The following is a 13,686-nucleotide window of genomic DNA, read 5'->3' as shown; positions in this document are numbered from 1 at the left end:
AAAGGTCTATTGTGGCCAGTTCTGTGAGCCCGTTGGCTGGTGTCGGCCGATCCGATGGCTCTCGCAGCCATCAGAGTCAACTGAGGACAGGAGGTAGGCCGCGAACGAGACCACAACCGAAGAATCAGGATGGGTCCCGCGGGTTGCGAACTCGCGATCGTGAGGTACCCATCCGCAGGAATCGACAAACCACAATCACTCCCAAGGAGAACAACATGAAGAAGATCATCTCAACCGCGTCGTCCCTCGCGGTTGCGCTCGGTGGATTCGTCGTCGCGTCAGCGGTCAACGCGTCGCCGGCGCATGCAGCCTGCCACTATACGACCGCCTACACGGACACCAGCCCTTCGTGGTCCGAAACGTTCAAGATCGGCAACGGCAATACCTGCCAGGATCTCAACGCCAAGTACACGCTGGTCGTGACCGACAAGATCCGCGGCTGGTACAAGCAGGATGGAACCTGGAAGAAGGGCACCCGCGGGTTCGAGAGGGTACCAAGTTCCAGCGAGTATACGGGCGGGCAGACAGTGCTGCTGTCTGATGTCCAGGATGGAGTGACCGTACGTGGCGAGGGATATGAGTGGAGTCAGGACGTCAGGTACATGCATTGACCGCAGAACACTCCTCAGAGGCTGGCCGGGCTCGGTTAGCGATTGTCGGTGCAGCTTCCTTTCTGCTGATGGTGTGTGTGGCTACCTTCACCGCTGGATGTGCATCGACGATCCTGACCAGCGCATCGGCGCCTGAGAGCGCCGGATCGTCGACGAGTGAACTCCCTTCGCCCTCCTCCGATGGATCGCCGGTGGTGGATCCGCAGATTATGTCGGACGTGATTGACCTGGCCTTCTTTCTGCCAGGCCCATCGATGCGACGCGCGATGCGCCTGCAACGCGCGAAGGTGTCTATTGAGGCGCGCGATTGTGGTCTGGCGCCCTATAAGGACCTTGACTATACTGGCGATCGTTACGATCAGGCGATGTTTCCTGATCTGGAGTTGATTGCAGAAAATAACCTGGTTGAAACAGAAGAAGAAGATGCGGGAGGCAAGGAGCCCGACTTCGGCTCGGTTGACCCGAAGCGGACGGCTTCTCCGAGACCGGATGGCGTTCTCATTGGTGACGTCCCGTGCCGTTACAAGAGCCTACCGTCATGGCGAAAGGCATCATCCGATTTGAGTTCTATCTGGACCGACGTGGCGCTGGAAGTGCTCAGTTCTCCGCAGATGCAGGGTGTCAAGAGAGCCACAGCCAAATGCCTACGTGAAAATAGTGGTCTGAAGGCCTCCGACGACGATCCTACTGGCAGTTGGATGAGGAGCGTGGACTACTACCTGAGTGGTCTGGGCACCGATGCGCAGTGGCAGCGAGACGAGACGCGTCTGTCGAAAGTTTTCGTTCAGTGTGCGGGTGATTTTGCAACTCAATTCAAAGGGCTATTGGAGCCGCGGCGGGTTCAGGCTGTGGAGCGCAATCGCGAGTTGCTGGAACAGTTCGCCAGAGAATTGTCGGCGGCGGGGTACGTGCCGTGAGTCGTGGTGCCGGGGCGCCCGTGCTGCTGATGGCGGGTGTGGGAGTGGCCGGTTGCCTGGTGGGCATCGGCGCGACCCTTGTGTTCACGATGGATCCGGGGCAGGCGGCGGCTACCCGCGCCGCGCCGAAGCTGCCGGTGCCGACCGTGCAGCTGGTATCGCAGGAGTTGCGCGACGAGACCACGGTGCCGTGCTCGTATGAGGGCGTCCAGTTGGAGGTGAAGCCCCCGCGTTCGGCGGGTCGCTACCGGGCGCGAGTGGTGACGTCGGTCGATGTGAAACCGGGTGCGAAGCTGTCGTCGGGGACGCCGGTGGTGTCGGTCTCCGGACGGCCGGTGATCGCCTTTGTCTCACCGATGAGCTTCTATCGCGACCTCTCGGTCGGCGACAAAGGCGTGGACGTGAAGGCGTTGGAGCAGGGCCTGGTCGCGGCCGGCAAGCTGACAAAGGCGGACCGCTCTTTCGGCGAGGACACGGCGCGGGCGATGGCGTCGGTCAACCAGGCGGCCGGGCTGGGCTCCAGCGGTATCTTCCGGGTCGACTCGGCCTGGTCGGTTCCGGCCGGATCGACCATCACCGGCGTTTCGGTCCATGTCGGCGACACGGTCGGGAAGAGCACGGTTCTGGCCACCGCGGACACCAGCGGCGGCGTGTGGAGTTGCGAGTTGCCGGCGGGAGTCCGGGTGGCGGCCGGCGACGAGTTGCCGCTGTCCGGCCACGACGGGAAGGCGACCGTCGAGAAGGTGAGCGCCGGCGCCGACCCCGATGAGGCGGACGCCGGGTCGATGACGGTGACCGCCCCCGGCGTCGACCCCGACGATGACCTGACGGTCCGGGTGGTCGCGGCAGCGTCCCATGGAAAGGTGCTGACCGTTCCGGTCGGGGCCTTGTTCACTGACCCGTCCGGCGGCAGCCAGCTACGTGCCGGGGCCGATGGCGCGGCGATCCCGGTGACCGTGGGGGTGGTCGCCGGCGGCTGGGCCGAGGTGAGCGGCGACGGATTGAAGGCAGGCGACGCCGTCCAGCTGGGTGCGACCCGCTGATGGCTGCCGGACTGGTGGAACTCGCCGGCGTCGGGCTGGAGGTGGAACGTCCCGTGCGCACCCGGATTCTGCATCCGATCTGGCTGACGATCCCGGAAGGCGCACGGGTCTCGTTGGTCGGCCCCTCGGGGGCGGGGAAGACCACACTGGCCTCGATCGTCGGCGCGTTGCAGCCGGCCAGCGAGGGCGAATACCTGTTTCGGGGCGAGCGCGTGGACCTCCTGGACGCGAAGGCGAGGGCCGGATTCCGGGCGGACAACGTAGGTTTCGTATTCCAGAACGCCCACCTGATCGATGAGCGCTCCGCGCTGCAGAACGTCGCGCTGGGAATCATCGACCCGACGGTGGAGGCGGACGAGGTGACCGGCAGATGCCTGGCCGCGCTGCAGCAGGTCGGACTGGCGGAGGTCGCCGACCGGAAGGCGGCACTGCTGTCCGGAGGTGAGCGGCAACGGGTCGCGATCGCCCGCGCACTGGTGAAGGGCCCACGACTGGTGATCGCCGACGAACCCACCGGTGCCCTGGACCAAACCAACGGGAAGGCCGTCCTGGAACTGCTGTTCAGCCTGGACGCCACCCTGCTGCTGGTGACCCACGACCTCGCCGCAGCCGAACTGGCAGACCAGGTCGTCACCATCGTGGACGGGACGCTGGCATGACCCGCGGGTGGCGTCAGGCCCGCACCGCGGCCCTGACCCTCGTCCACGACGCTCTTCTCGGGCTCACCGCCAAACCGGCACGGACGGTGGGAATGGTCGCCGGAATCCTGCTGGCCACGGCGAGCACGGTCGCCGCGATCATGATCTCCGACACCCAACAAGCCCAGATCGACAGACGTTTCGACCTCCAACGCTCACCGGCGATCGTGCTTCAGGCCAGCGGTTCGCTCCAGGCCGGCATCGATGCGCACGGAATGGCCGCCCTCGCCGGACTGGAACCGGTGTCGGCCGCCGGAGAACTGTCGATCTGGCAGGACAGCGTCAGCGTCGCCGCGAACCGCTATGCGAAAGGCACCGGCGGTCCCTTGGTCGTCGCGGACGCCGGCGGCCTGGCGGCAGCCGGTGCCACCGTGACCGGCATGGAGTCCACCGGGCTGGCCCTCGACCGGCCCCTGGTCTGGCTCGGCGCCACGCTCGCCGACCAACTCGGCGTCCGACCGGACGACCCCACCACCGTCATGGTCGCCGGACGCACCTACTCGCTGGCCGGCGTCCTGACCGAAACCACCGGCTTCGAATACCTCAAGACCAGCGTCGTCATGGGCCGCTCCACCGCCACCCGATTGGCACCCTCCGGCCGCATCGAACGGATCATCGCCCACGTGCGACCCGGCTCGGCAGCCGCCGTCGCCGGCTACGCCCTGGCCGCACTCGACCCCACCCAACAGCTCGGCCTTCGAGACGTCACCCCACCGGACGGCGAAGTCCTCCTCGGCAACGTCGCCACCGACCTGCGGATGATCGGCCTGGCGCTGGGCGGCTTCGTCGGTTTCGTCGGCATCATCGCCGTCGCCAACACCATGAGCACCTCGGTCAACCAACGCTCCCACGAACTCGGCCTGCGCGCCGCCATGGGCTGGCGACCCAACCGCGTCCGCGCCCTGATCATGGTCGAATCCGTCCTGGCCGGCGTCGCGGCCTCCATCTTCGGCTGCGCACTCGGAATGGCGGGCGCCCTGGTCTGGGCACTGATCCAAGGCTGGCAACCGATCCTCGCCAAAGAACTCCCGCCGATCGTCATCGTCGCCGGCACCCTTGCCGCCTGGGTCGGCGGGGCGATCCCCGCGCACCATGCCGCCTCGATCTCGCCGCTCACCGCGATGCGCAGCTGACTGCCCGACGTCGGCCGATCGCCGCGACCCGTAGGCTGGCAGCCGGAGACCGCCCACGGGAAGGACGCGCCGATGAGTCCAGCGAGCACGGAGCCGGTGATCGAATCGGCCTGGGACGCTCCCGGATCGGTGTACGACCGGGGCGCGGCGACCTATGACGCGATGGTCGGCTCGCGGCTCTACAACCGGCTGGCCTGGAACACCGACCCGGCCGACTATGCGGCGTTCGCCCGCCGAGCGGTCGATTCCGGCGACGGGCCGCTGCTGGATGTCGCGGCCGGCACCTGCACGGCGACCGCGGACGCCTACCTGGCCAGCCGGCGTCCGATCGTGATCACCGACCGCTCGCGGGGCATGCTCACCCTGGCCGCCCAGCGGCTGGCCGTCGACGGACGCCCGCGTCCTGACACCCGGTTCGTGCAGGCGGACGCCTTCGCCCTGCCGTTCCCGCCCCGCGGCTTCGAGACCGTCGTCTGCCTCGGCTTCCTGCATCTGGTGGACGACCCGGCCGAGTTCGTGGCCGGGCTGCGAGCACAGCTGCGACCGGGCGGCCGGCTGTTCGTCAGTTCTCTGGTGGCCGCCACCCCGGTCGGGACGCGCTACCTCCGATTCCTGCACCGCCTCGGCGAGATGGCCACCCCGCGCACCGCGGATCAGCTGGCCGACATGTTCGGCGTCCCGGTCCGGCGGCGCGGCTCGATGGCCTACCTGGAACTGGACGCCTGACTCGGTCCGGGTACCTGAGACAGGTTCTACCCAAGGTGCTCGGTGCAGAGTCCGAGGCGGAGTTCATCGTCGGTCCGTAGTGCTTCTCGCATCGGAGGCAACTCACGCCTCGGAAGGCAACTGAGGGCTGGTCGGGGTCCGCGTCAAATGGAGTCGTCTCGAAGGCGTCCGCGAATTGCTCTGTCAGTCTGGGATGACGGCGTCCGAGCACTCGGTGCACGTCTGCTTGGCTTCGTGGTGGGTTCGTCGTCCCGAATGACAGCACGGCGACACCTGCCCGGTAGGCCGCTTCGCTGAAGCGGAGCGCCATGAAGTATGCATAGTCGGGATTCACGGCGCTTATGCCATGCGTTCGCAGGTCCTCCACCGCGAAGTCGTCGACGTCTACGGTGATCGGATACCTGGCCTTGGCGAGGATCGCATCGGCGACCACCTGTCTGTCCGCGACTGACGCGGTGGCCAGTCCAGCGGTGTTCGGTGCGGACCCGGACAACTCCGGCTGCCGCCGGAATTCGGCGCGGCGGCCGTCCCGACCGGTTGAATGTCCCCATGGCCCGTCCGCGTTCGACAGATTCCCCGCCGAGCAGCAGGACGCCGTGCTCGATGCCGCGCAGCGGGAGTTCGCGACGCACGGTTTCGCCGGAGCCTCGCTGAACCGGATCATCCAGGCCGCGGGCGTCTCCAAAGGCACCATGTACTACTACTTCGACGGCAAGGGCGACCTGTACGCCGACGTGATCCGCCGGCAACTGGAGCGCTTCGCCGCCTCGGCCGGCGCCCTGCCCGTTCCTCAGGCGTCAGATGCGGAGGACTTCTGGGCGACTCTCACCGACTACGCCCAGCGCATGCTGAGCCTTGCTCGCGCGCGATCCGGACACGGCCGCGCTCTTGCGTGACTCACTGGCTGGGGCGGGCAGCCCCGGCACGAGTGAGGCGTAACGCCAGGCGACGCAGGCAACCATGCCCTGGCTACGGGGTACGATGGCTGAGGGGCAGCGCATCGGTGCCGTCCGCGTCGATCTTCCGGACGACCTGTTGTTCGCCGTCGCGTTCGGCATCGGACGTGCCCTGGACGCCTGGCTGATCGCCCGGCCCATCGATGACGCGCAACTGCCCGGCGTGGTCGCGGCGGTGATCGACATGATGCGCCGGGCGCTCCAGCCCTAGGCCTGGGGCTGGGGCTGGGGCACTAGAATCCGGGTCATGGCCGAGACCCGCAAATACCGACCGTCCAGCAGCCTGGTCGGCGATGCGGTACGCGCGGCGCTGGGCGAGAGCGTCCGTCCGATCGCCCCCGGTGGTCGGCCCGACCCGACCCCGACCGAGAAGTCCGAACCCGAGAATCCTGCGCCGGCGGTCACCGTCCGCACCTTCACTTTCGGGGCGACTCGGCGTCCGGCTGATCCTGCCGACCCGACCGAGGCCGCCGAGTAGAGCACTGGACTGCTTCGAGCGGGCGGTCCCTCGTACCACTGGGGACGGTTCTCTTGGTCACCGGGGACGGTTCTCTTGGTCACTGGGGACGGTTCTCTTGGTCACTGGGGACGGTTCTCCCGGTCACCGGGGGGCGAGTTTCGTGGGCCGAGTCCGTCTGTCCCCGTGCACCACCGGTACGGCTGGTGAACCGAAAAGAACCGTCCCCGCGTACCGCTACGAGGTGACCTTCGGGATCGATCCGGTGGACTCGTTGTCGGTCTCTTCCTCGGGCGGGGAGGCGTTGCCGGGCAGCCGGACGATGAACTCGGCACCGCCCTCGGCCGAACGGCCCGCCTTCACCCAGCCGCCGTGCGCCTTGACGGTCTGCGCCACGATCGACAGGCCCAGGCCCGAGCCAGGGGTGTTCCGGGCGGACGGCGAACGCCAGAACCGGTCGAAGACGTGCGGCAGGTCCTCGTCGGAGATGCCGGGGCCCTGATCGGAGATCCGCAGCCGGTCGCCTTCCAGCAGCACGCGGACGGTGCCGCCCTGCGGGGAGAATTTCACCGCGTTGTCGAGCAGATTCGTGATCGCCCGCTCCAGGGTGTCGGGCTCGCCGATCAGGTACAGCGGGTTGAGTTCGACGTCGAAGGTCAACGACGGGCCGCGACGTTTGGCCCGGGCGATCGCGCTGTGCACCACGTCGCGCAGGTCGATCGGCTCGGGGTGCGGTTCGACGATGTCCTCGCGGCTCAGCTGCACCAGGTCGCCGACCAGGGTGGTGAACTCGCCGAGCTGGGCGGCGATGTCGCGCAAGATGTCGGCACGGGCGCCCTCGGGCAGCATCCGGCTGCGTTCGTCGGCGACCAGCAGTTCCACGTTGGTCCGCAGCGAGGTGAGCGGTGTGCGCAGCTCATGACCGGCGTCGGCGATCAGCCGGCGCTGCCGTTCGCGGGAGAGGTGCAGCGAGTTCAGCATGGTGTTGAACGAACGGCCTAGATCGGCCAGTTCACCGCTGCCTTCGATGGCGATCGGGGTCAGCTCGCTGGTGTCGGTGACGTGGGTGACCGCCTCGGTCAGCCGCTGCATCGGCCGGATCGCCGAGCGGGCGATCACGAAGCCGATCGCGCTGGAGACGCCGACGCCCAGGAAGCCGAAGATCGCCAACGACCAGGCCAAGGTGCCCAGGATGTTGTTGGTCGCTTCGAGCGGACGCCCCAGCATCAGTGCGTAGCTCTGCTGGTTTGCCCACAGCGGGACGGCCACGATTCGGTAGGGCTGACCATTGGAGGCAGCCCCAGTGCGGGCCGACGAGCCCTGCTGGCGCCGGGCGACCGAGAGTTCCTCCGAGCCTGGGCTCAGGCTGACCGTGGCGCCGGGAACGGTGCTGATCCGGTTGTCGGCGCGGACCAGGGTGACCGCCACGTTGGCGGCTCTGAGCGCGTTCGTGTTCAGGCCACCCATGCCGCTGATGTCGACGGCCACCGAGTTGGCGGTGATCGCGGCGATGTCCACGAGTTCGCTGTCGAGCTGGTTGAACACCGTCACACGCGTGATCAGCCAGGCCGCCACGCCGGTCAGCGCGACGCCGGTCGCGACCGCCAGGGCCACCAGAACAGCCAGCCGGTCACGTAGCGTCCATTCGCGGGGCGCGAGGACGCGGTTCAGCCAACTGCTCACGGGGGGGTCTCGCGCAGCACATACCCGATGCCACGGACGGTGTGGATCAGCCGGCTGTCACCCTCTCCCTCGGTCTTGCGCCGCAGGTAGCCGATGTAGACCTCCAGCGAGTTGGCAGTGGTCGGGAAGTCGAAACCCCACACCTCGTTCAGGAGCCAACCGCGCTCAAGCACTTTGCGGGGATGCTCCAGGAAGGTCTGCAGCAGGGCGAATTCGGTGCGGGTCAGGCTGATCCGGCGTCCGCCGCGCTGCACCTCACGAGTCTGCGGATCGAGCGACAGGTCGCCGAAGGTGAGCACCTCGCTGTCGAGATGCTCCTGCTCGGTCGGCTTCGAGCGCCGGGTGAGGGCGCGCAGCCGAGCCAGCAGCTCGTCCAGGGCGAACGGCTTCGCCATGTAGTCGTCGGCGCCGGCGTCCAGGCCGTCGACCCGGTCGTTGACCGCGTCGCGCGCGGTCAGCACCAGGATCGGGACGTCGTTTCCCGTGGAACGCAGCATGCGGGTGGTTTCCAGCCCGTCGAGCCGGGGCATCATGACGTCCATGATCACGGCGTCGGGGCGAAGCGCCGAAAGTCGGGCGAGCGCCTCCAGACCATCGCCGGCAGCGGTCACCTCGTAGCCCGAGTACTGCAGCGAGCGGGCCAGTGAATCCCTGACGGCCTGATCGTCATCGACAACGAGGATGTGCATGGGATCAGCCTGCCATGCCAGGCCGGGTCAGGGTGGGTCGACCGGCCGGACGGCGTTCAGGCCCGGAGTTCCCGCACCCGGTCGAGGACGCCGGGCATCGCCGCCTCGATGGTGTCCAAGGTTCCGCGGAAGCCAGCCGACGAGCCGTACCACGGGTCGGGGATGCCCGAGCCGGGCACGGCGTCCGGGTCGAAGTCGGTGAGCAGGGCCAGGTTGTCGGCGTCCGGGACGAGGCGACGCATGATCCGCAGGTGCAGCTCCTCCATGGCGATCACCAGGTCGGCCTCGCGAATCTCGGACGCGGTGATCTGGTGGGCGCGGTGGCCGCCGGTGCTGTAGCCGGCGCGGGCCAGGACGCCCTGGGCGCGGCTGTCGATGGGCTCGTCCAGCTCTTCGCTGGAGGTGCCGGCCGAGGTGAACCGGACGCCGGTCAGACCCTCGCGCTCGGCCCAGCCGCGGGCAACCCGCTCGGCCATCGGGGAGCGGCAGATGTTGCCCCAGCAGACGAAGACGACCTCGACCATGGTCAGCGGTTGACCTCACTGCGCGAGGTGAACGACGAGTTCAGGATGAATGACACGATCGACACGATCAGGGCACCCCAGAACGCCGACCAGAACCCGTCCACATGCCAGCCGAGATGAAGCTGCTCGGCGACCCACGAGGTCAGCCAGAGCATCAGGGCGTTGATCACCAGCAGGAACAACCCGAGGGTGATCAGCAGCAGCGGCGCCGATGCGAACGCGAACAGGGGTTTTACCAGGGCATTCACCACACCGAAGATGATCGCGACAGCGAGGATGCCGAGAAACTGATCCTGTGGTTCGCTGGCCGTCATGCGGACTCCCGGCAACACCCAGGTGGCGAACGCAAGCGCGGCCGCGCTGAACAGGAAGCGCATGAGCATGACCGCAATTCTGTCATGGCAGAGTTCTCCTATCGAATCGACCGACAGATGGGCTCGCCGTGAACCTGCGCCAGCGTCACTTCCTCAAGGAGCTTGACTACACCCCCGCCGAGTGGCGGGCGTTGCTCGACCTCACCACCGACCTGAAGAAGGCACGGAAGGCGCGACGCGAGGTCAAGCGGTTGGACGGCCTGACCCTCGCGCTGATCTTCGAGAAGCCGTCCACCCGAACCCGGTCGTCGTTCGAGGTGGCCGCCTACCACCAGGGCGCGAACGTCAGCTATTTCGACGAGACCGGCGCCCACATGGGACACAAGGAGTCGATCGCCGACACCGCGCGGGTGCTCTCCCGGTTCTACGACGGCATCCAGTACCGCGGCTCGCGGCAGCAGATCGTCGAGACCCTCGCCGAGCACAGCAGCGTCCCGGTGTGGAACGGGCTGACCGACGAATGGCACCCCACCCAGAGCCTGTGCGACATGTTCACCATGCGCGAGTCGTCCGGGCTGGACGACCGCGACATCAGCTTCGCCTACGTCGGGGACGCCCGGTTCAACCAGGGGCGGTCGCTGCTGATCGCCGGCGCCATGATGGGCATGGACGTCCGGATCGTCGCCCCGGTCGCCTTGCAGCCCGAACCCGGCCTGGTGACGATCGCCCGCCGGATCGGGGCGGCCACCGGGGCGCGGGTGATCGTGACCGACGATGTGGCGGCGGTGAAGGGCGTCGACTTCGTGCACACCGACATCTGGGTGTCGATGGGGGAGCCCAAAGAGGTCTGGGCCGACCGGATCGAACTGCTCACCCCGTACCGGGTGACCACTGAGTTGCTGGAACGCACCGAGAACCCCGACGTCAAGTTCATGCACTGCCTGCCCAGCTACCACGACTTGGACACGACGGTGTCGCAGCAGATCCTGGCCGAGACCGGACGCGAGGTGTTCGAGGTGACCGAAGAGGTCTTCGAGTCGCCGGCGTCCCTGGTCTTCGATCAGGCCGAGAACCGGCTGCACACCATCAAGGCGATCCTGGTGGCGACGTTGGCCGGTCACTGAGCCCTCGCCCCTCGCCGGGGTTGTTTCGCGGGCGATCCCGAAAATCCCCAAGTCGATTGCTCTTTGCCGGCGTGTCGGGCGCCTTTTCGGCATCGACCCGGGGATTTTCGGGATTTCCCTGTGGCGCTGGTGCTCCGGTGGCCCATAGAGGCGTGTCGGGCGCGGACCTCAGCCGGCTGCTGCGGCGTCCCGGCTCTGGAATGCTCGCTCCATCGCCTGGGCCGGCCAGTACTGCTTCAGCAGTTGCTTGCCCTGCCGCCTCAATGCGCGCCGGTCGACGCCGCGTCCGCGATCGACCACCTGCACCAGCAGGCCGGCGCCGGACAGCAGCGCGATCAGGGCGGCGATGTGCGGGTCGGGCGCGGCGCCGAAGAGAAGCACAGCGTCGAATTCCTCACGCAACTCGGCCTCGTATCGTCCGTCCACGCTGACCCAGCGGGTGGTCGGCACCAGTCCGAGCACCCGGTGCGTCGTCCGGCTGACAAGTTCGGCACGGGCCAGTCGTTCGTAGACCTCGTCGACCGGTTTGTGGTCGATCAGCTTGCGGCTCAGCCGATCCACCGCCATCGACAGGAACCAGTTCGGCTTGCCGCTGAGCACGGTAAGGGCCTCGCCCAGCAACGGATCGGCCGGCCACGGGGCCTCCGGGACGCTCACCATGCGTTTCTTGCGGATCGACTCGCCCGCCTCGGTGACCCGGATGTTGCCGGCCAAGGCCAGATCGCTGAGCAGGCCGCCGGCCACCAGCAGGTCGGTATAGCGGGCCAGTTTGCGTCCGCTGTCGTCGTCGGTGGCGAGCAGCAGGATGTCCTCGGCCAGCAGCATGGTGCCTCCCTCGTCCGAGCGGTGCGGTTCAATGGGACGATCATGCCCGGTCGTGCAACGCCGCACCCGGTTGCCGCGTGTACCCGGTATGACGCTCGTACAGGAGGCGCCGGTGGCCGTGCGGTTCGAAGACTATGTGGCGACCCGTTCGGTGGCGTTGCAGCGCTTCGCCTACCTGGTCGCCCGCAACGCCGAAGACGCGCGCGATCTGGTGCAGGACGCCCTGCTCGGCCTGTACCCGCGGTGGGCGCGGGTCAGCGCCGCCGGCGACGTGGACGCCTACGTGAAGCGGAGCATCGTCAACGCCGGCATCACCCGCTGGCGCCGCACCGGACGCGAACAGGTCAGTGACCGGCTGCAGGAGATCGCCCCCGACCATGCCGCCGACGTCACCGACGCCGAACTGGCCTGGAAGCTGTGCGGGAGCCTGCCGACGCTGCAGCGGGCCGCGGTCGCGCTGCGCTTCTACGACGACCTGGAATACGCGGAGATCGCGTCCATCCTCGGCTGTGCCGAGGCGACCGCCCGCTCCCATGTGCACCGGGCGCTGACCCGGCTGCGCACCCAACTGATCGAGGACGGATCCGATGACTGAGCCGACCGCGCCCGACGACGACCGGGCCGAGCGCGCGTTCCGCGACGCGCTGCACGCGCATGCCGGTGAGCCCGGCTTCGCACCGCTGACAATTCTGGTGCCGACGGCGAAAGAACGCCGTGGCCTGCCCCGCTGGGTGCCGTTCGCCGCCGCGTTGGTGCTGGTGGCGGCCGTGGCGATTCCGCTGGTGCTCAACCGGGTCGCGGGCTCCGACACCTCAGCGGTGCCGGCTGTCGCGCCGGAACGGGCATCGGACGGGCCGACGCCCACCTCGTCGGCACCGATCACGGCGGCGCGCAACGGATGGCGCTGGGAGTCGCACCGGGTGCTCAGCTACCAGGTGCCCGATCGCTGGGACTACGCCTACGCGCCGCGGGCGGACTGGTGTGCCGACAATGAGGCCGATCGGCCGTCCCAGCCGTTCGTTGATCTCGCCCCCGACCTGGGGGTGGTGCGGGCCATCGGGTGCCTGGGTGAGTTGCCCGCCAAGCGGCTGCAGATGTTCGTCACCGTCCATGCGGCAGCCGGGTTCAACCGCGGCTGGAACATGCCGGACGGCTGGAAGGTGGCCAGCAAAGAGGTGTCCGGCTACGTCATCGAAGTCGTCCACACCGACGCGTTCGCCACCGTCGCCGACCAGATCCTCGCGACCGTCCAGCCGTTGGCCGGCATCGATCCGAACGGCTGCCCCGCGCATTCGACCTTGGAGAGTGGGACTATAGGCGCTGCCGCCGGAAACGGGTCACTCGAAGTGTCGCTGTGTCAGTACGACCTGGCCACGCCGACTCCGCAGCTGGTGGCGTCCAAGCTGCTCGACAGCGACGCCGGTCGCACGGTGACCGCGGCGCTGGCGGCGGCACCCAAGGGTTCGGGCCCGGACAGCGCCTGCACCGGTGCGGGAAGCACGGCGGCGATGGTCCGGCAGTGGCGGGGCGCGAATGTGACCGATACGGTGGTGCGTTACTCCGGCTGCCAGGGCAACGGCATCGTCGGCGGTTCGGCCAGCCGCAAGCTGACGCGGGACGCCTGCGAAGCCGTGCTGCAACCCCCGCTCGTGTTCACCACAGGATCCGGTGAGGCCGGCAAACTATGCATCCCGCCGCAGATCAAGGCCGAGCCGAACAAGCCCGGCCCGCTCGCGAGCGAGGCGCCTCCGGCCAGCCCACGCTGATCGCGGGTGTGTCTTGCGGGGGACCTCTCCCACAAGTTATCTTGGAGAGGTGCTGGACGAGCCGATCATCGCTCCCTCGGCTATAAGCACGGACTAAGTCGTGACGACATCTTGCATGCCTACAGGAATCCGCTGCGGATCTGGGATCTCGGAGATGGGTTCACGATGATGATCGGCCCCAATCAAGCCGCTCTCATCCTAGAAATCGGATATGTGGAAG

General features: G+C 67.8%; 17 protein-coding genes. 12 read left to right on the top strand and 5 right to left on the bottom strand.

From position 1 onward, the window contains the following. The first annotated feature begins 215 nt into the window (after positions 1-215). The 9 genes from QM619_RS01725 to QM619_RS01685 all read left to right on the top strand — a co-directional run bounded on the left by QM619_RS01725 (position 216) and on the right by QM619_RS01685 (position 6,562). On the top strand, positions 216-611 hold the full coding sequence (locus tag QM619_RS01725) for a hypothetical protein (protein WP_415103662.1): 396 nt from the start codon (positions 216-218) through the stop codon (positions 609-611). 77 nt (positions 612-688) lie between these two features. Further along, positions 689-1,528, top strand: a complete 840-nt coding sequence (locus tag QM619_RS01720) for a hypothetical protein (RefSeq protein ID WP_415103660.1) — start codon at positions 689-691, stop codon at positions 1,526-1,528. Next, entirely contained in the window at positions 1,525-2,571 is a 1,047-nt protein-coding gene (locus QM619_RS01715) for a hypothetical protein (protein ID WP_415103658.1), read from the top strand. Before QM619_RS01720 ends, QM619_RS01715 begins: the two co-directional genes overlap by 4 nt. Next, positions 2,571-3,230, top strand: a complete 660-nt coding sequence (locus QM619_RS01710) for an ABC transporter ATP-binding protein (protein WP_415103656.1) — start codon at positions 2,571-2,573, stop codon at positions 3,228-3,230. Before QM619_RS01715 ends, QM619_RS01710 begins: the two co-directional genes overlap by 1 nt. Beyond that, complete coding sequence (locus QM619_RS01705; RefSeq protein WP_415103654.1) at positions 3,227-4,402, top strand: ABC transporter permease; 1,176 nt, start codon at positions 3,227-3,229, stop codon at positions 4,400-4,402. Before QM619_RS01710 ends, QM619_RS01705 begins: the two co-directional genes overlap by 4 nt. 72 nt (positions 4,403-4,474) lie before the next feature. Further along, positions 4,475-5,128, top strand: coding sequence for a class I SAM-dependent methyltransferase (locus QM619_RS01700; RefSeq protein ID WP_415103652.1), 654 nt, complete (start codon positions 4,475-4,477; stop codon positions 5,126-5,128). Positions 5,129-5,583: 455 nt separating this feature from the next. Then, positions 5,584-6,024, top strand: a complete 441-nt coding sequence (locus QM619_RS01695; RefSeq protein WP_415103650.1) for a TetR/AcrR family transcriptional regulator — start codon at positions 5,584-5,586, stop codon at positions 6,022-6,024. A gap of 85 nt (positions 6,025-6,109) precedes the next feature. After that, positions 6,110-6,295 (top strand): hypothetical protein, encoded by a 186-nt coding sequence (locus tag QM619_RS01690; RefSeq protein ID WP_415103648.1) that lies wholly within the window; start codon positions 6,110-6,112, stop codon positions 6,293-6,295. Between the two features lie 36 nt (positions 6,296-6,331). Next, positions 6,332-6,562 (top strand): hypothetical protein, encoded by a 231-nt coding sequence (locus tag QM619_RS01685; RefSeq protein ID WP_415103646.1) that lies wholly within the window; start codon positions 6,332-6,334, stop codon positions 6,560-6,562. A 216-nt stretch (positions 6,563-6,778) separates the two neighbouring features. On the opposite strand, the gene QM619_RS01680 is transcribed toward QM619_RS01685, so the two are convergent. The 4 genes from QM619_RS01680 to QM619_RS01665 are packed head-to-tail and all read right to left on the bottom strand — an operon-like array spanning position 6,779 to position 9,820. Beyond that, the gene (locus QM619_RS01680) at positions 6,779-8,224 is read right to left on the bottom strand and encodes an ATP-binding protein (RefSeq protein WP_415103644.1); all 1,446 of its coding nucleotides are present in this window, start codon (positions 8,222-8,224) and stop codon (positions 6,779-6,781) included. After that, positions 8,221-8,913 carry a response regulator transcription factor gene (locus QM619_RS01675; RefSeq protein ID WP_415103642.1) on the bottom strand — a complete coding sequence of 231 codons (693 nt, stop codon included), beginning with the start codon at positions 8,911-8,913 and terminating at the stop codon, positions 8,221-8,223. Before QM619_RS01675 ends, QM619_RS01680 begins: the two co-directional genes overlap by 4 nt. Positions 8,914-8,969: 56 nt before the next feature. Further along, the gene (locus tag QM619_RS01670) at positions 8,970-9,437 is read right to left on the bottom strand and encodes a low molecular weight protein-tyrosine-phosphatase (RefSeq protein WP_415103640.1); all 468 of its coding nucleotides are present in this window, start codon (positions 9,435-9,437) and stop codon (positions 8,970-8,972) included. 2 nt (positions 9,438-9,439) lie between these two features. Beyond that, positions 9,440-9,820 carry a phage holin family protein gene (locus QM619_RS01665; RefSeq protein ID WP_415103638.1) on the bottom strand — a complete coding sequence of 127 codons (381 nt, stop codon included), beginning with the start codon at positions 9,818-9,820 and terminating at the stop codon, positions 9,440-9,442. Between the two features lie 59 nt (positions 9,821-9,879). On the opposite strand from QM619_RS01665, the gene argF reads away from it, so the two are divergent. After that, positions 9,880-10,875 (top strand): ornithine carbamoyltransferase, encoded by a 996-nt coding sequence (gene argF, locus QM619_RS01660; protein WP_415103636.1) that lies wholly within the window; start codon positions 9,880-9,882, stop codon positions 10,873-10,875. A 168-nt stretch (positions 10,876-11,043) separates the two neighbouring features. On the opposite strand, the gene QM619_RS01655 is transcribed toward argF, so the two are convergent. Continuing rightward, positions 11,044-11,700 (bottom strand): GOLPH3/VPS74 family protein, encoded by a 657-nt coding sequence (locus QM619_RS01655; RefSeq protein ID WP_415103634.1) that lies wholly within the window; start codon positions 11,698-11,700, stop codon positions 11,044-11,046. A gap of 112 nt (positions 11,701-11,812) precedes the next feature. On the opposite strand from QM619_RS01655, the gene QM619_RS01650 reads away from it, so the two are divergent. Both QM619_RS01650 and QM619_RS01645 read left to right on the top strand, forming a co-directional pair. Then, positions 11,813-12,295 (top strand): sigma-70 family RNA polymerase sigma factor, encoded by a 483-nt coding sequence (locus tag QM619_RS01650; RefSeq protein WP_415103632.1) that lies wholly within the window; start codon positions 11,813-11,815, stop codon positions 12,293-12,295. Further along, entirely contained in the window at positions 12,288-13,466 is a 1,179-nt protein-coding gene (locus QM619_RS01645; RefSeq protein WP_415103630.1) for a hypothetical protein, read from the top strand. Before QM619_RS01650 ends, QM619_RS01645 begins: the two co-directional genes overlap by 8 nt. Positions 13,467-13,686: the final 220 nt, after the last annotated feature.

This window comes from Micropruina sp. (genome assembly GCF_047606665.1).
GTDB lineage: Bacteria > Actinomycetota > Actinomycetes > Propionibacteriales > Propionibacteriaceae > Micropruina.
This window is presented reverse-complemented; position numbering and strand designations above follow the sequence as displayed.